The organism is Verminephrobacter aporrectodeae subsp. tuberculatae (assembly GCF_026127385.1).
Lineage (GTDB): Bacteria > Pseudomonadota > Gammaproteobacteria > Burkholderiales > Burkholderiaceae_C > Acidovorax > Acidovorax aporrectodeae.
Genome location: NZ_QZCX01000001.1, coordinates 199,540 through 219,119 on the forward strand (window position 1 = coordinate 199,540; position 19,580 = coordinate 219,119).

4 protein-coding genes and 3 pseudogenes are annotated in these 19,580 nt (G+C 66.3%); all 7 read left to right on the forward strand.

Annotation, left to right across the window (positions count from 1 at the left end; translation table 11 throughout):
- The first annotated feature begins 10 nt into the window (after window positions 1-10).
- The 7 genes and pseudogenes from D5041_RS00685 to D5041_RS00710 all read left to right on the forward strand — a co-directional run bounded on the left by D5041_RS00685 (window position 11) and on the right by D5041_RS00710 (window position 19,215).
- Window positions 11-14,011 carry a SwmB domain-containing protein gene (locus tag D5041_RS00685; RefSeq protein ID WP_265283603.1) on the forward strand — a complete coding sequence of 4,667 codons (14,001 nt, stop codon included), beginning with the start codon at window positions 11-13 and terminating at the stop codon, window positions 14,009-14,011.
- Window positions 14,008-15,666, forward strand: coding sequence for a SwmB domain-containing protein (locus D5041_RS00690; RefSeq protein WP_265283604.1), 1,659 nt, complete (start codon window positions 14,008-14,010; stop codon window positions 15,664-15,666). The genes D5041_RS00685 and D5041_RS00690 overlap by 4 nt, the downstream gene beginning before the upstream one ends.
- Window positions 15,636-15,926 (forward strand): annotated as a pseudogene (locus tag D5041_RS22055) (SwmB domain-containing protein); the annotation flags it as partial. The gene D5041_RS00690 and the pseudogene D5041_RS22055, both read left to right, overlap by 31 nt.
- A gap of 168 nt (window positions 15,927-16,094) precedes the next feature.
- A pseudogene (locus tag D5041_RS22060) lies at window positions 16,095-16,217 on the forward strand (SwmB domain-containing protein); the annotation flags it as partial.
- A 64-nt stretch (window positions 16,218-16,281) separates the two neighbouring features.
- Entirely contained in the window at window positions 16,282-16,788 is a 507-nt protein-coding gene (locus tag D5041_RS00700; protein ID WP_265283606.1) for a SwmB domain-containing protein, read from the forward strand.
- 29 nt (window positions 16,789-16,817) lie between these two features.
- Window positions 16,818-18,788 (forward strand): annotated as a pseudogene (locus D5041_RS00705) (SwmB domain-containing protein); the annotation flags it as partial.
- A complete protein-coding gene (locus tag D5041_RS00710; protein WP_321162579.1) occupies window positions 18,778-19,215 on the forward strand; it encodes a choice-of-anchor U domain-containing protein in 438 nt (145 codons plus the stop codon). The pseudogene D5041_RS00705 and the gene D5041_RS00710, both read left to right, overlap by 11 nt.
- The last annotated feature ends 365 nt before the right edge of the window (window positions 19,216-19,580 follow it).

The following is a 19,580-nucleotide window of genomic DNA, read 5'->3' on the forward strand; positions in this document are numbered from 1 at the left end:
GGAGAACGCCATGACCATCACTTCCGTCAGCATTCAGGCCGACAAATACAAGCTGGGCAAGGGTGAATCGACCACCGTGCATTTCAGGTTCAACGAGGAGCCGCTGCAGTCGAGTTTCGTCCTCGCCGACGACTGCACGAGCATGCCGTCCGGTACCCGCTGGACCAGCAGGTTGAGCAGGGACCCCATCGATGGAAGTCACTACTGGGCCACACTGAGTGCGAATGACGACACGGAAAGCGCCGGCGGCCGCATCAGCATGGACCTTGCCAATCTGCTGGATCGGGCCGGCCGTGGGGGCTCAGGGACCTCCCAATCCGATTGGTTCTCCGTCGATACCGTCAACCCCCGGGTCACAAGCATCACGCTCGACGACACCAGCCTTGCAGCCGGCGAAACCGCCAGGGTCCAGTTCGTTTTCAACGAGAAAGTCACCGGCGCAAGCGTCAAGGCAGCCTTCGACCTCTCCAATGCCCACGGCACGCTGAGCGACCCCTCCAGCACCGACGACGGCATCACCTGGACCGCCACCTTCACGCCCACAGCCAACACGGCAAACGCCGAAGCTTGCAAGATCGGCCTGAACGTCAGCCAAGTGCGCGACCTGCATGGCAACGCGGGACAGGACTCCTCAGGAGGAAGCAACCCCGTCTACAGCGACAACTACTCCGTCAACACCCTGCAGGACTCCTCCGGAGGAAGCAACTCCGTCTACAGCGACAGCTACACCGTCGGCACCGAGCGCCCCTCGCTGGCCGCGCGTGACATCACGTTCAGCGGCGACAAATTGACGCTTAACGAGAGAACGATCACCGTCACCTTCACCTTCTCCGAGCCGGTCAAGGGTTTGGGAAGCGGAAACCTGCAGTTCACGAGTCCCCACTGGCAGTCGCGTGGGGGACCGGGCACGCTGTCCGCTCCGCGCCCCAGCGACCCCGACGCCAACGGCCATAGCACCGTCTGGACCGCCACATTGACGGCCCCCCCATCGGGGGCCCGCTCGGTGAGCCACAAAATCAGCGTGGACCTCGCCGGCGTGACCGATCGCGATGGCCTCCAGGCCACGACACGCATTGTGGAATCGAGTAACTCCTACAAAGTCGACACCGAACGGCCCACCGCCACGATCACGATGGCCACGATGCTGGGACTGAACGCCAGAGAAACCACCGTCACCTTCACCTTCTCCGAACCCGTCAATAGCTTCACCACCGACGACATCGCGGTGCACAGCGACTCACCGGTCCAGGGCGTTCTGAGCGACTTGCGCCCCGTCCATGGCGACCAGAGCTCGGATGGCCGCACCTACGTCTCGGGTCAAATCTGGACCGCCAAACTGACTCCGAACAACGACAGCAACAACAACGGGCGCCCACAGGGCGGCAACAGGATCGTTTTGCGCAAGCACAGCGTGATTGACACGTTTGGCAACTCGGGTCCGGAGGAGGACCAATACGGCCCCACCTACACCGTGGACTACGTCGGGCCCAGGCTGCTGGCATCCAGCATCACCTTCGCACCCGGAGAGACGGACACCATCCTCAGCCCCGGCGAAACAGCCACCCTCACCTTTGTCTTCAACGAAGCGGTGACGGGGTTCAACGCCAGTTGCATCATCCCCTACACCGAAGCAGATGCCACGCGCACTGACGTGGAGGACGCCAAAGGCGGCACGGTGTCGAACGTGGTCTCCACCGACGGCGGCACCACCTGGACCGCCACACTCACCGCCCCGACGGCCAACACCGTCACACTCAACAACGTCAAGATCGCCCTGCTTCAGGCCCCAGTGATCGACGTTGCGGGCAACCCGGGAGGTGGCCCAGGCACAAGAAATCTCGCCAGCACCATCACGTACAACGTCGACACCACGCGCACCTCCGGCACGCGCCCCACCGCGGCCATCACGCTGGTCGACGACGCGCTCTCCAGGGGCGAGACCACCACCGTCATCATCGCCTTCAGCGAGCGCGTCCACGACTTTGACGCCACCGACATAGACCTCACGAATGCCAACGGCACGCTCGGCACGCTGCGCACCAACGACAACATCACCTGGGTCGCCACCTTCACGCCCACGGCGGGCGTCGAGGACGCGACCAACACCATCAGCGTGAACCTGGCCGGCGTGACCAATAACGCACATCGCACGGGCGCAGGCAACGCCACCAGTCTCAACTACACCGTGAACACCCGGACGTTCGCGCCAGACACCACGCCCCCGCGCATCTTCTACGCCACGGTCAACGGCAACCAGCTGGTGCTCACGTACCTCGAATCCAACACCCTGGACGAGACAGCACTCACGGGCAACGCAGGCTTCAGGGTGCTGAGCAGCATCGCCACCACCGTGACCAGCGCCGTGGTGAACGGGGCGGCCAAGACCATCACGCTCACGCTCGACCGCGCCGTGACCAGCACGGAGACGCTCCACGTCCGCTACGCCAAGCCCGCAACCGGCGCCGTGGTGCAGGACGCTGCCGGCAACGACTCACCGGACTTCAGCGAATGGGCCGTCACCAACAACACGCCTGCGGGACCAGACACCACGCCCCCGGTGATCAACACCGCCAGGCTCATCGGCTTCGGCAACCTGCTGGAGCTTGCGTACACGGAAGCCGACACCCTGGACCGGACAATACTCAGCTCCAGCCTCTTTACGGTCACCACCGCCGCTGGCTCCGTCAACGTCCTCGCCACCTCGGTGAGCGCAATGGACAATACCGTGATGCTGTCGCTGAGCCGCCCCGTGGCCGCAACGGAGGGGACCGTGACCGTCAGCTACACCAAGCCCGCATCCGGTGGGGTGCGGGACGCTGCCGGCAACCAGGCAGCAAGCTTCAACGCACAACCCGTGACCCATGCCCAAGGCCTGTTGACCCCACCAGACAACACCACGCCCCCGCGGCTGCCCGTCAGTTCCATCACGTTCAGCGACAGCACGCTGTCGATTGACAAGAGCACGACCACCGTCACCTTCCTCTTCTCCGAACCGGTCAAGGGTTTGGGAAGCGGAAACCTGCAGGTGCCCGCAGGAAAGGGCACGCTGTCCGCTCCGCGCCCCAGCAACCCCGACGCCAACGGCCATAGCAACACCTGGACCGCCACACTGACGGCCCCGCCGGGGACCCATACCTCGAAGGACCACAAAGTCAGCGTGGACCTTACCGGCGTGACCGATCGCGATGGCCTCCAGGCCAACGGAACACGCACGGTGGAATCGAGCAACACCTACGCCATCGACACCCAGCGGCCCACCGCCACGATCACGATGGACAAGACGACGCTGGGACTGAACTCCAGAGACGCCATCGTCACCATCCGCTTTTCCGAAAAAGTCCGCGAATTCACCCACGACGACGTCGAGGTGCACAGCAGCTCGCCGGTCCGGGGCACTCTGAGCGCCTGGAGCACCAACGATGAAGGTCAGACCTGGACCGCCACACTGAGTCAGAACAACTACGTCAACGACTCCAACGGGCGCCCAAAGGGCGGCAACAAGATCATTTTGCACAGGGGCCACCTGACGGACCTCGCGGGTAACTGGGGTCCGGCGGAGGACCACTACGGCCCCACCTACACCGTGGACTACTTCGGGCCCACGCTGACGGCATCCAGCATCACCTTCGTACCCGGAAAGACGGGCACCACCCTCAGCGCCGGCGAAACAGCCACCCTCACCTTTGTCTTCAGCGAAGCGGTGACGGGGTTCAACGCCGATTCCATCATCCCCTACACCGATACAGCCAACACGGTCGCCGACGGCGGCACGGTGTCGAACGTGGTCTCCACCGACGGCGGCACCACCTGGACCGCCACACTCACCGCCCCGACGACCAGCACACTCAACAACAACGTAGTCCATATAGCTGTGCTGCTGCGCGGAATAACCGACGCTGCGGGCAACCTGCCAGGCACCCCAAACATAAGCCCAGGCCCAGACTCAAGAATGCTCTCCGCCATCGATTACCACGTCAACACCACGAGCGCCTTCGGCACGCGCCCCACCGCGACCATCACGCTGGCCGACAGCGCGCTCACCACCGGCGAGACCACCACCGTCACCATCGCCTTCAGCGAGCGCGTCCACGACTTTGACGCCACCGACGTAGACCTCATGAATGCCAACGGCACGCTCGGCACGCTGCGCACCACCGACAACATCACCTGGACGGCCCCCTTCACGCCCACGGCGGGCGTCGAGGACGCGACCAACACCATCCGCGTAAACCTGGCCGGCGTGACCAATAACGCACAGCGCACGGGCGCAGGCACCGCCGCCAGTTCCAACTACACCGTGAACACCCGGCCGACAGACACCACGGCCCCGGTAATCAACACCGCCGTGGTCACCGGCAACAAGCTGGTGCTCACGTACACGGAAGCGGGCACCCTGGACGCGGCAGCACTGACGGGCAACGCAGGCTTTACGGTGAACACCGCCGCAGGCACGGCGGCCATCACCGTGAGCAGCGCCGTAGTGAATGCAACGGACAAGACCGTCACGCTGACGCTGAGCCGCGCCGTGGCCGCAGCGGAGATGGTGACCGTCAGCTACACCAAGCCCGAATCCGGCGCCGTGGTGCAGGACGCTGCGGGCAACGACGCAGCAAACTTCAGCGACCGGGCCGTCATCAACAACATTCTGGGCTCTGATGGTTTCCGCTCGCCCGCGCCAGAAGACACCACGCCCCCGCAGCTGATCACCACCGGCGACACGACGCGCCCCAAGGTCAACGGCGACCAACTGGTACTCAGCTTTAGCGACACGGGCATCCTGGACGGGGACCCGATCCACAAGCCGGCGAGCGGGGCCTTTACGGTGCTGGTCAACGGCGTCGCGAACGCCGTCACCACCGTCACCGTCCAGGCCAGGGCCAAGACCGTCACGCTCACGCTGAGCACGGCGGTCACCCATGGCCAGACGGTCACCGTCGCCTACACCGACCCCACGACCGGCAACGACACCAACGCAATCCAGGACATTGCCGGCAACGACGTGGCCAGCTTTGCTGCTACCGAGGTGACCAACAACACGCCTGCGCCAACAGCAGACACCACGCCCCCGGTGTTCAGCAGCGCCGCGGTCACCGGCGACCAGTTGGTACTCAGCTTTAGCGACACGAGCAACCTGGAAGCGGACCCGGTCCACAAGCCGGCGAACGGGGCCTTTACGGTGCTTGTCAACGGCGTCGCAAACGCCGTCACCAACGTCACCGTCCAGGCCCAAGCCAAGACCGTCACGCTCACGCTGAGCACGGCGGTCACCCATGGCCAGTCGGTCACCGTCGCCTACGCCGACCCCACGACCGGCAACGACACCAACGCCATCCAGGACACTGCCGGCAACGACGCGGCCAGCTTTGCGGCCACCGCGGTGACCAACAACACGCCAGCGCCAACAGCAGACACCACGCCCCCGGTGTTCAGCAGCGCCGCGGTCACCGGCGACCAGTTGGTACTCAGCTTTAGCGACACGGGCATCCTGGACGGGGACCCGATCCACAAGCCGGCGAGCGGGGCCTTTACGGTGCTGGTCAACGGCGTCGCGAACGCCGTCACCACCGTCACCGTCCAGGCCAGGGCCAAGACCGTCACGCTCACGCTGAGCACGGCGGTCACCCATGGCCAGACGGTCACCGTCGCCTACACCGACCCCACGACCGGCAACGACACCAACGCAATCCAGGACATTGCCGGCAACGACGTGGCCAGCTTTGCTGCTACCGAGGTGACCAACAACACGCCTGCGCCAACAGCAGACACCACGCCCCCGGTGTTCAGCAGCGCCGCGGTCACCGGCGACCAGTTGGTACTCAGCTTTAGCGACACGAGCAACCTGGAAGCGGACCCGGTCCACAAGCCGGCGAACGGGGCCTTTACGGTGCTTGTCAACGGCGTCGCAAACGCCGTCACCAACGTCACCGTCCAGGCCCAAGCCAAGACCGTCACGCTCACGCTGAGCACGGCGGTCACCCATGGCCAGACGGTCACCGTCGCCTACACCGACCCCACGACCGGCAACGACACCAACGCCATCCAGGACACTGCCGGCAACGACGCGGCCAGCTTCGCGGCCACCGCGGTGACCAACAACACGCCAGCCACCACACCCGGAGCAGACACCACGCCCCCGGAGATCAACACCGCCGTGGTCACCGGCAACCAGCTGGTGCTCACATACACCGAAGCGGGCACCTTGGACGCGGCAGCACTCGAGCAGAACGCCGGCTTTACGGTGAACACCGCCGCAGGCACGGCGGCCATCCGCGTGTGCAGCGCCGTGGTGAACGCCACGGCCAAGACCGTGACGCTGACACTGGACCGCGTCGTGGCCCGCGCGGAGACGGTCAGCGTCAGCTACACCAAACCCGAATCCGGCGCCGTGGTGCAGGACGCTGCGGGCAACGACGCAGCAAACTTCAGCGAAAGGGCGGTGACCAACAACACGCCCGCGGGAGCAGACACCACGCCCCCGGTATTCAGCAGCGCCACGGTCAACGGCGACAAGCTGGTGATCAGTTACACCGAACAGAACAGCTTGGCCGACGTAACGATGTCGGGCGGGGGAGGCTTTACGGTATACCGCGAGTACTACGGCAACGGCGGGCTAGTGAGAGTTGCAGGAGAGTTCACCGTCCAGAGCGTCGTGGTGAATGGGGCGGCCAAGACCGTGACGCTGGCACTCACAGAACGTCCCGTGTACCACGGTGCGCGGGTGACCGTCAGCTACTCCAGGCTCGCATCCGGCAATGTGGTGCAGGACGTGGCGGGCAACCACGCGGCCAACTTCGATATCACGACCGTGACCAACATCACGCCCGCGCCGGGAGACACCACGCCCCCGGTGTTCAGCAGCGCCGCGGTCACCGGCGACCAGTTGGTGATCAGCTACACCGACGCCAACAGCCTGGACGTGGTAGCGCTCGCGGGCAACGCCGGCTTTGCGGTGAACACCGCCGCAGGCACGGCGGCCATCACCGTGAGCAGCGCCGTGGTAAACGCCACGGCCAAGACCGTGACGCTGACACTGAGCCGCATCGTGGCCAGCACGGAGACGGTGAGCGTCAGCTACACCAAGCCCGCGACCGGCGCCGTGGTCCAGGACGCTGCCCGCAACGACGCAGCAAACTTCAGCGACCAGGCCGTGACGAACAACACGCCAGCAGATACCACGCCCCCGGAGTTCCACAGCGCCGCGGTCAATGGCAGCAAACTGGTGCTCACGTACACGGAAGCGGGCACCCTGGACGGGGCAGCGCTCGCGGGCAATGCAGGCTTTACGGTGAACAACGCCGCAGGCACGGCGGCCATCACCGTGAGCAGCGCCGTGGTGAACGCGACGGCCAAGACCGTGACGCTGACACTGAGCCGCATCGTGGCCAGCACGGAGACGGTGACCGTCAACTACACCAAACCCGCATCCGGCGCCGTGGTGCAGGACGCTGCGGGCAACGACGCAACGAACTTCAGCGACCGGGCCGTCACCAACAACACACCCGCGGGAGCAGACACCACGCCCCCGGAGTTCCACAGCGCCACGGCCAACGGCGACAAGGTGGTGATCAGTTACACCGAACAGAACAACTTGGCCGACGTAGCGCTGTCGGGCACTGGAGGCTTTACGGTATACCGCCACAACAACAACGGCGGCCTCCCGGTAGAAAGCTTCCACATCAAGAGCGTCGTGGTGAACGGGGCGGCCAATACCGTGACGCTGACACTCGAACACGTTCCCGTGTCCTACGGTCAGTGGGTGAGCGTCAGCTACTCCAAGCCCGGATCCGGCAATGTGGTGCAGGACGTGGCGGGCAACCACGCGGCCAACTTCAATGTCATGACCGTGACCAACATCACGCCCACGCCGGGAGACACCACGCCCCCGGTGTTCAGCAGCGCCGCGGTCACCGGCAACCAACTGGTGATCAGCTACACCGACGCCAACAGCCTGAACGCGGTGACGCTCGCGGGCAATGCAGGCTATGCGGTGAACACCGCCGCAGGCACGGCGGCCATCACCGTGAGCAGCGCCGTGGTAAACGCCACGGCCAAGACCGTGACGCTGACACTGAGCCGCGCCGTGGTCAACGCGGAGACGGTGAGCGTCAGCTACACCAAGCCCGCGACCGGCGCCGTGGTGCAGGACGCTGCGGGCAACGCCGCAGCGAACTTCAGCAGCCAGGCGGTGACGAACAACACGCCAGCAGACACCACGCCCCCGGAGTTCCACAGCGCCGCGGTCACCGGCAACCAGTTGGTGCTCACGTACACGGAAGCGGGCACCCTGGACGCGGCAGCGCTCGCGGGCAACGCCGGCTTTACGGTGAACACCGCCGCTGGCGCAACGGCCATCACCGTAAACAGCGCCGTGGTAGACGCCACGGCCAAGACCGTAACGCTGACACTGAGCCGCGCCGTGGTCAACGCGGAGACGGTGAGCGTCAGCTACACCAAGCCCGCGACCGGCGCCGTGGTGCAGGACGCTGCGGGCAACGACGCAGCGAACTTCAGCGACCAGGCCGTGACGAACAACACGCCAGCAGACACCACGCCCCCGGAGTTCCACAGCGCCGCGGTCACCGGCAACCAGTTGGTGCTCACGTACACGGAAGCGGGCACCCTGGACGCGGCAGCGCTCGTGGGCAACGCCGGCTTTACGGTGAACACCGCCGCTGGCGCGGCGGCCATCACCGTCAGCAGCGCCTTGGTGAACGCCACGACCAAGACCGTGACGCTGACACTGAGCCGCGCCGTGGCCAGCACGGAGACGGTGACCGTCAGCTACACCAAACCCGAATCCGGCGCCGTGGTCCAGGACGCTGCGGGCAACGACGCAGCGAACTTCAGCGACCAGGCCGTGACGAACAACACGCCAGCCCCACCCGCTCTCAATCTGGAGATCACGCTGGCCGACAACGCGCTCACCACGGGCGAGACCACCACCGTCACCTTCACCTTCAACCAGCCCGTCAACGGCTTTGACATCAGCGACATCGTGTGCACCAACGGCACGCTGAGCGCGCCCGTGGCCAACGCCGAGCGCACGGTCTGGACGGCCACCTTCACGGTCACGGCCACGGCCAACGTCAACGCCCCGACGAATGTCATCGAGGTAGACACCGCCGGGGTAACCGGCGCCGCTGGCAACGCCGGCGAGGGTGACGTCGCCAGCCCCAACTACAGTGTGGACACCACCCGGCCCGCAGCAGATACCGTGGCCCCGGTATTCAGCAGCGCCACGGTCACCGGCAACCAGTTGGTGCTCACGTACACCGAAGCGGGCACCCTGGACGCGGCAGCCCTTACGGGCAACGCCGGCTTTACGGTGAACACCGCCGCTGGCGCAGCGGCCATCATCGTGAGCAGCGCCGTGGTAAGCGCCACGGCCAAGACCGTGACGCTCACGCTGAGCCGCGCCGTGGCCGCAACGGAGACCGTGACCATCAGCTACACCAAGCCCGCATCCGGCGCCGTGGTGCAGGACGCTGCGGGCAACGACGCAGCGAACTTCAGCGACCGGGCTGTCACCAACAACACGTCAACCACGCCAGCGCCAGCAGACACCACGCCCCCGGAGTTCCACAGCGCCGCGGTCACCGGCGCCCAGCTGGTGCTCACGTACACGGAAGCGGGCACCCTGGACGCGGCAGCGCTCACGGGCAACGCAGGCTTTACGGTGAACACCGCCGCTGGCGCGACGGCCATCACCGTGAGCAGCGCCGTGGTGAACGCGACGGCCAAGACCGTCACGCTGACACTGAGCCGCGCCGTGACCGCAACGGAGACCGTGACCGTCAGCTACACCAAGCCCGCATCCGGCGCCGTGGTGCAGGACGCTGCGGGCAACGACGCAGCGAACTTCAGCGACCGGGCTGTCACCAACAACACGTCAACCACGCCAGCGCCAGCAGACACCACGCCCCCGGAGTTCCACAGCGCCACGGTCACCGGCGCCCAGCTGGTGCTCACGTACACGGAAGCGGGCACCCTGGACGGGGCAGCGCTCACGGGCAACGCAGGCTTTACGGTGAACACCGCCGCAGGCGCGACGGCCATCACCGTCAGCAGCGCCGTGGTAAACGCCACAGCCAAGACCGTGACGCTGACGCTGAGCCGCGCCGTGGCCGCAACGGAGACCGTGACCGTCAGCTACACCAAGCCCGCATCCGGCGCCGTGGTGCAGGACGCTGCGGGCAATGACGCAGCGAACTTCAGCGACCGGGCTGTCACCAACAACACGTCAACCACGCCAGCGCCAGCAGACACCACGCCCCCGGAGTTCCACAGCGCCACGGTCACCGGCGCCCAGCTGGTGCTCACGTACACGGAAGCGGGCACCCTGGACGCGGCAGCCCTCGCGGGCAACGCAGGCTTTACGGTGAACACCGCCGCAGGCACGGCGGCCATCACCGTCAGCAGCGCCTTGGTAAACGCCACAGCCAAGACCGTGACGCTGACACTGAGCCGCGCCGTGGCCGCAACGGAGACGGTGACCGTCAGCTACACCAAGCCCGCATCCGGCGCCGTGGTGCAGGACGCTGCGGGCAACGACGCAGCGAACTTCAGCGACCGGGCGGTGACCAACAGCACGTCGGCGCCACCGGACACCCAGCCCCCCACGCTGGCGGCGACCAACCCGATCACGATCGGCGACAACAAACTGGCCCTTGACGAAAGCACCACCGTCACCATCCGCTTCTCCGAAGCCATCGCTGCCAGCAGTTTCAGCCTCGATGACCTGACCGCGGAGGGGGCCGGCGCGAGGCTGTCCAACCTGCAAACCACCGACGGCGGCACGACCTGGACGGTCACGCTGGCGGCCCCGAGTCTCGAGGATTACATACAGGCATCCCCTGACATCCCCAACTCGACGAACAACAAGATCCGCGTGAACCTGGCCGGAATCACCGACCTCGCGGGCAACACCGGGGTGGGCACAGCGGACTCCACGGTCCGCTACGACATCGACCTTCGGCCCCCCGTCGCCACCATCACGCTGGCCGACAGCACCCTGACCGTTGGCGAAACCACCACCGTCACCTTCCGCTTCAACGAGGTCGTCACCAACTTTGATGCGAGCAAGATAGAGCTCTCGAACGCGAACGGCACGCTGGGCACGCTGACGGCCGGTGCAGACGGCAAAACCTGGACCGCGACCTTCACGCCCACGGCCAACACCAACGGCGGAGCGGACAACACCATCGGCGTGAAGGGCGGCGTGACGGACGTGGCGGGCAATAGCGATGCGCGCATATTCACCAGCGCCAAGTACAGCGTGGACACGCGTTCTGGCGACGCCACAGGCCCTACGGCCACGATCACGCTGGCCGACACCGCGCTCACTGCGGGAGAAACGACGACCGTCACCTTCCGCTTCAGCGAGGCCATCAGCGGCTTTGCGGCCGACGACGTCGTGCTCACCGACGCCAACGGCACGCTGGGCCCGCTCACGGCCGCGGCAGACGGCAGAACCTGGACGGCGACCTTCACGCCCACGGCCAACGTCAATGACACGACGAACACCATCCGCGTGAACCTCACGGGCGTGACCAACACGGGGGGCTACGCCGGTGTGGGCAGCGCCAGCAGCGCCAACTACACCGTGAACACCGGAGCGCAGGACACGACGGCCCCGGTACTCGACACGGCCACGGTCCGCGGCAACCAACTGGTGCTGCGCTTCAACGACGCAAACCCACTGGACGCGACCCTGGAGCACAAGCCGACCAACGAGACCTTTACGGTGCGCGTCGGCAGCGTGGCGAACGCCGTCACCGCGGTCGCCGTGGACGCGCAGGCCAAGACCGTCACGCTGACGCTGAGCACCCCCGTGGCGCATGGTCAGAGCGTGACCGTTGCCTACAGCGACCCCACGGCCAACGACGATGTCCGCGCGATACAGGACGCTGCCGGCAACGACGTGGCCAGCTTCGCGGCCACCGCGGTGCGCAACGACACGCCAGCAGACACCACGGGCCCCACGCTGGCGGCGACCAACCCGATCACGATCACCGACGACAAACTGCACCTGGGCGAGAGCACCACCGTCGTCATCCGCTTCTCCGAAGACATCGACGCCAGCAGCTTCAGCATCGACGACCTGACGGTGGGCGGAGGCGCAACGCTGTCCAACCTGCGCAGCACCGGCGGCGGCACCACCACCTGGGAGATCACGCTGACGGCCCCGGGGCCCATTGAGCAGGCCTTGAATCCTGCCTCCGTCAACAGTTCGACGGGCAACAAGATTCGCGTGAACCTGGCCCAAATCACCGACCTCGCGGGCAACGCCGGGGCGGGCACAGCGGTCTCCACGGTCAGCTACGACATCGACGTTGACCCCCCCCGCGTGACCATCACGCTGGCCGACAACCACCTGACGAGTGGCGAAACCGCGCTGGTCACCTTCAGCTTCACGGAGGTCGTCCGCGGCTTTGACGCAAGCAAGATAGACCTCTCGAACGCGAACGGCACACTGGGTCCGCTGACGGCCAGCGAAGCAGGAAAGACCTGGACCGCGACCTTCACGCCCACGGAGAACGTGAACAACGTGACGAACAACACCATCCGCGTGAACATGAGCGGCGTGCGGGACTTGGCGGGCAATGGCACGCTGAGCCCGGTCAGCAGCGCCCACTACACCGTGGACACCCGGCCTGCCGGCGGCGTCGTCGTGCCGACCGCCACGATCACGCTGACCGATACCACGCTCAAGGCGGGGGAAACGACGACCGTCACCTTCCGCTTCAGCGAGACCGTCACCGGGTTCAGTTCCGAGGACATCGTTCTGACGGACGCCAACGGCACGCTGGGTCCGCTCACCGCGGTGGGCACGGACAGAAAAATCTGGACCGCCACGTTCACGCCCACGGCCACCACGGAGGACGCGAGCAACAGCATCGGCGTGAACATGACCGGGGTCAGGAACGCAGCCGAAAGGGCCGGGGTAGGCATCACCAACAGCGCCAACTACAGCATCGACACCAAGCGCCCCACGCTGGCGGCGACCAACCCGATCACGCTCCGTGACGACAAACTGCACCTGGGCGAAAGCACCACCGTCACGATCCGCTTCTCCGAAGACATAGCCCCCGACAGCTTCAGCATCGCCGACCTGACCGTGGAGGGAGGCGCGACCCTGTCCAACCTGCGCAGGACCGACGGCGGCACCACCTGGGAAGTCACGCTGAAGGCCCCGGAGTCCCCCTCCGTCAGCAGTACGACGGGCAACAAGATCAGCGTGAACCTGGCAGGAATCACCGACCTTGCGGGCAACGCCGGGGTGGGCACGGCGGACTCCACGGTCCGCTACGACATCGACACCGTGCTCCCCAGCGTGACCATCACGCTGGCCGACAGCAGCCTGACCGTTGGCGAAACCACGACCGTCAGCTTCAGCTTCAACGAGGCAGTCAACGGTTTCGATGCGAGCAAGATAGACCTCTCGAACGCGAACGGCACACTGGGTCCTTTGATAGCCAGCGCAGACGGAAAAACCTGGACCGCGACCTTCACGCCCAGCGCCAACATAAACGACGCGAGCAACACCATCGGCGTGAACATGAGCGGTGTGCGGGACCTGGCGGGCAATAGCGCGACGGGCACGATCGCCAGCGCCAACTACACCGTGGACACCCGGGCAGCCGACACCACGCCCCCGGTAATCCACACCGCCGTGGTCACTGGCAACCAACTGGTGCTGACCTACACCGACGAGGGCAACCTGGATGCCACCAACACCGCAGCCGCCTCGGCCTTTGCGGTCAGCAGCGCAGGCAATGCGGCCATCAGCGTGAACAGCGTGGCCGTATCGGGCAAGACCGTGACGCTGACGCTGAGCCGCGCCGTGACCAGCGCGGAGACCACCGTGACCGTGAGCTACACCAAGCCCACGAGCGGCAACAACGTCATTCAGGACGCGGCAAGCAACGACGCAGTGAGCTTCAGCGCAAAGCCCGTGACGAACAACACGCCGGCCACCACGCACCCGGAACAGACACCACGGCCCCGGTGATCAACACCGCCGTGGTCACCGGCAACCAACTGGTGCTGACCTACACCGACGAGGGCAACCTGGATGCCGTGAACACCGCAGCCGCCTCGGCCTTTGCGGTCAGCAGCGCGGGCAACGCGGCCATCAGCGTGAACAGCGTGGCGGTATCGGGCAAGACCGTGACGCTGACGCTGAGCCGCACCGTGGCCACTGCGGAGACCGTGACCGTGAGCTACACCAAGCCCACGGGCGACAACGTGGTGCAGGACACTGCCGGCAACGACGCAGTGAGCTTCAGCAACCAGGCCGTGACCCATGGCACCACGGCAGCCGACACCACGCCCCCGGTGCTGATCACCACCGGCGACTCGGGTCCCAAGGTCACCGGCAACCAACTGACGCTGACCTACACCGACGCGAGCAACCTGGACGCCGTGAACACCGCAGCCGCCTCGGCCTTTGCGGTCAGCAGCGCGGGCAACGCGGCCATCAGCGTGAACAGCGTGGCGGTATCGGGCAAGACCGTGACGCTGACGCTGAGCCGCACCGTGACCAGCGCGGAGACCGTGACCGTGAGCTACACCAAGCCCACGGGCGACAACGTGGTGCAGGACACTGCCGGCAACGACGCAGTGAGCTTCAGCAACCAGGCCGTGACCCATGGCACCACGGCAGCCGACACCACGCCCCCGGTGCTGATCACCACCGGCGACTCGGGTCCCAAGGTCACCGGCAACCAACTGACGCTGACCTACACCGACGCGAGCAACCTGGACGCCGTGAACACCGCAGCCGCCTCGGCCTTTGCGGTCAGCAGCGCAGGCAATGCGGCCATCAGCGTGAACAGCGTGGCGGTATCGGGCAAGACCGTGACGCTGACGCTGAGCCGCGTCGTGACCAGCGCGGAGACCGTGACCGTGAGCTACACCAAGCCCACGGGCGACAACGTGGTGCAGGACACTGCCGGCAACGACGCAGTGAGCTTCAGCAACCAGGCCGTGACCCATGGCACCACGGCAGCCGACACCACGCCCCCGGTGCTGATCACCACCGGCGACTCGGGTCCCAAGGTCACCGGCAACCAACTGGTGCTGACCTACATCGACGAGGGCAACCTGGATGCCGCCAACACCGCAGCCGCCTCGGCCTTTGCGGTCAGCAGCGCGGGCAATGCGGCCATCAGCGTGAACAGCGTGGCGGTATCGGGCAAGACCGTGACGCTGACGCTGAGCCGCGCCGTGACCAGCGCGGAGACCGTGACCGTGAGCTACACCAAGCCCACGGGCGACAACGTGGTGCAGGACACTGCCGGCAACGACGCAGTGAGCTTCAGCAACCAGGCCGTGACCCATGGCACCACGGCAGCCGACACCACGCCCCCGGTGCTGATCACCACCGGCGACTCGGGTCCCAAGGTCACCGGCAACCAACTGACGCTGACCTACACCGACGCGAGCAACCTGGACGCCGTGAACACCGCAGCCGCCTCGGCCTTTGCGGTCAGCAGCGCAGGCAATGCGGCCATCAGCGTGAACAGCGTGGCGGTATCGGGCAAGACCGTGACGCTGACGCTGAGCCGCACCGTGGCCACTGCGGAGACCGTGACCGTGAGTGAGCTACACCAAGCCCACGGCGCGACAACGTCATGCAGGACGCGGCCGGCAACGACGCAGTGAGCTTCAGCAACCAAAGCCGTGACCCATGGCACCACGGCACGCCGACACCACGCCCCCGAACTGACCACACGCCCCCGGTGATCAACACCGCCGTGGTCACCGGCAACCAACTGGTGCTGACCTACACCGACGAGGGCAACCTGGACGCCGCCAACACCGCAGCCGCCTCGGCCTTTGCGGTCAGCAGCGCAGGCAATGCGGCGGCCATCAGCGTGAACAGCGTGGCCGTATCGGGCAAGACCGTGACGCTGACGCTGAGCCGCGCCGTGACCAGCGCGGAGACCACCGTGACCGTGAGCTACACCAAGCCCACGAGCGGCAACAACGTCATTCAGGACGCGGCAAGCAACGACGCAGTGAGCTTCAGCGCAAAGCCCGTGACGAACAACACGCCGGCCACCACACCCGGAACAGACAACACGGCCCCGGTGATCAACACCGCCGTGGTCAACGGCAACCAACTGGTGCTGACCTACATCGACGAGGGCAACCTGGATGCCGCCAACACCGCAGCCGCCTCGGCCTTTGCGGTCAGCAGCGCAGGCAATGCGGCCATCAGCGTGAACAGCGTGGCGGTATCGGGCAAGACCGTGACGCTGACGCTGAGCCGCGACCGTGACCAGCGCGGAGACCACCGTGACCGTGAGCTACACCAAGCCCACGAGCGGCAACAACGTCATTCAGGACGCGGCAAGCAACGACGCAGTGAGCTTCAGCGCAAAGCCCGTGACGAACAACACGCCGGCCACCACACCCGGAGCAGACAACACGGCCCCGGTGATCAACACCGCCGTGGTCACCGGCAACCAACTGGTGCTGACCTACACCGACGAGGGCAACCTGGATGCCACCAACACCGCAGCCGCCTCGGCCTTTGCGGTCAGCAGCGCAGGCAATGCGGCCATCAGCGTGAACAGCGTGGCCGTATCGGGCAAGACCGTGACGCTGACGCTGAGCCGCACCGTGACCAGCGCGGAGACCACCGTGACCGTGAGCTACACCAAGCCCACGGGCGACAACGTGGTGCAGGACGCAGCAGGCAACGACGCAGTGAGCTTCAGCAACCAGGCCGTGACCCACAACACGCCGGCAGCACACACCACAGACCCACGGGCCCGCTGATCACCACCGGCGACTTGGGTCCCAAGGTCACTGGCAACCAACTGACGCTGACCTACACCGACGAGAGCAACCTGGATGCCGCCAACACCGCAGCCGCCTCGGCCTTTGCGGTCAGCAGCGCAGGCAATGCGGCCATCAGCGTGAACAGCGTGGCGGTATCGGGCAAGACCGTGACGCTGACGCTGAGCCGCACCGTGACCACTGCGGAGACCGTGACCGTGAGCTACACCAAGCCCACGGGCAACAACGTGATACAGGACGCTTCCGGCAACGACGCAGTGAGCTTCAGCAACCAGGCCGTGACCCATGGCACGTCGGCAGCAGACACCACGCCCCCGGTGCTGATCACCACCGGCGACCATCGCCCCAAGGTCACCGGCAACCAACTGACGCTGACCTACACCGACGCGAGCAACCTGGACGCCGTGAACACCGCAGCCGCCTCGGCCTTTGCGGTCAGCAGCGCGGGCAATGCGGCCATCAGCGTGAACAGCGTGGCGGTATCGGGCAAGACCGTGACGCTGACGCTGAGCCGCACCGTGGCCACTGCGGAGACCGTGACCGTGAGCTACACCAAGCCCACGGGCGACAACGTGGTGCAGGACGCAGCCGGCAACGACGCAGTGAGCTTCAGCAACCAGGCCGTGACCCATGGCACGTCGGCAGCCGACACCACGCCCCCGGTGCTGATCACCACCGGCGACCATCGCCCCAAGGTCACCGGCAACCAACTGACGCTGACCTACACCGACGAGAGCAACCTGGACGCCGTGAACACCGCAGCCGCCTCGGCCTTTGCGGTCAGCAGCGCGGGCAACGCGGCGGCCATCAGCGTGAACAGCGTGGCGGTATCGGGCAAGACCGTGACGCTGACGCTGAGCCGCACCGTGGCCACTGCGGAGACCGTGACCGTGAGCTACACCAAGCCCACGGGCGACAACGTGGTGCAGGACACTGCCGGCAACGACGCAGTGAGCTTCAGCAACCAGGCCGTGACCCATGGCACCACGGCAGCCGACACCACGCCCCCGGTGCTGATCACCACCGGCGACTCGGGTCCCAAGGTCACCGGCAACCAACTGACGCTGACCTACACCGACGCGAGCAACCTGGACGCCGTGAACACCGCAGCCGCCTCGGCCTTTGCGGTGAGCAGCGCAGGCAATGCGGCCATCAGCGTGAACAGCGTGGCGGTATCGGGCAAGACCGTGACGCTGACGCTGAGCCGCACCGTGGCCACTGCGGAGACCGTGACCGTGAGCTACACCAAGCCCACGGGCGACAACGTGGTGCAGGACGCAGCCGGCAACGACGCAGTGAGCTTCAGCAACCAGGCCGTGACCCATGGCACGTCGGCAGCCGACACCACGCCCCCGGTGCTGATCACCACCGGCGACCATCGCCCCAAGGTCACCGGCAACCAACTGACGCTGACCTACACCGACGCGAGCAACCTGGATGCCGCGAACACCGCAGCCGCCTCGGCCTTTGCGGTCAGCAGCGCAGGCAATGCGGCCATCAGCGTGAACAGCGTGGCGGTATCGGGCAAGACCGTGACGCTGACGCTGAGCCGCGTCGTAACCAACGCGGAGACCACCGTGACCGTGAGCTACACCAAGCCCACGGGCGACAACGTGATACAGGACGCCGCAGGCAACGACGCGCCCAGCTTTGCTGCCACCGAGGTGACGAACAACACGCCGGCGCCCGTCGCGCCTCCACCTGCCGCACCTGCGCCGCCCGCGGGCACCCCCTCCATCCGGTGGATCCTCTGGCGGTGGCGGATCCCCCGCGCCCGCCCCAACCCCCCACAAGGAGCCGGATACGGACAGCGACGGGGTGCCCGACGCCCAGGAAAACCTGGCCATCGGCCCCGCTGGTGCCGCCGTCGGCGACGGCAACGGAGACAACGTCCAGGACAGGACACAGGCCGCAGTCGCCTCGTACAGCGCCACGACAAGCAGCAGTTCCAGCACCTCGGTCACCTTGGTGGTCGATAGCCAGGATGGCAAGGTCACCGCCAGCAGCACCGCCCGCATTACCAGCCTGGTGCAAAAGGCGACCCCGACCCAGATGCCCCGGGCGCTGGAGACACCGATCGCGCTGACGAGTTTCAAGGCCACGCTGGATGCCGCCGGCAGCAGCGAGACCTTCAGCCTGTACGTGGACCCGAAGATCGGCGCCAACGGTTACTGGGTGCAGGACGGCACCACCGGCACCTGGGTGAACCTGGCGAGCAGCCCTTACGGCGGCAAGATGGTGAACGAAGGCGGGCGGCTGCGGCTGGACTTCCAGATCAAGGATGGCGGGCCGTTCGACGCCGATAGCACGGCCGACGGTGCCGTCACCGCCTCCGGTGCCGCAGCGAAGATGCCGCTGTCCGTCACCGGGCAGGCGTCAGTGGTGCATGACGGGTTCTGGTTCTGAGGCCAGCCCCCCGGGCCCATCTCCCTCAAGAGGGGTCACGGGGGGCGTTAATGGCAGCACGAAATGATGCCTTCGTGCACAGGGCGCTTGGCTGAGCGCGCCCACGGCCAGCGCCAACGCCCCGCCGAACACCCTCCGCGCAAACCAGGGTTTGCACGGACTGAAAAATCCGCGTTTATTTCACTCGCACAAGCCAAAGGGTCCGGCCCGCAGCGCGCGGGCGCCTGAACGCGCGCAGGGCCCGGCGATTCGCAGCAACAGCAGGCCGTTGGCCACGCCAAAGGGGTGGACGAGATCACCGCCTGCGCCATGTGTTCCGCACAAGGGTCGAACGGTGGCGCGCGAGGGTACGCCGGGTCGGCCTG

Excerpts from the sequence above, each read along its gene's own strand:
- D5041_RS00685 (WP_265283603.1), top strand. The coding sequence starts at position 11 with ATGACCATCACTTCCGTCAGCATTCAGGCCGACAAATACAAGCTGGGC.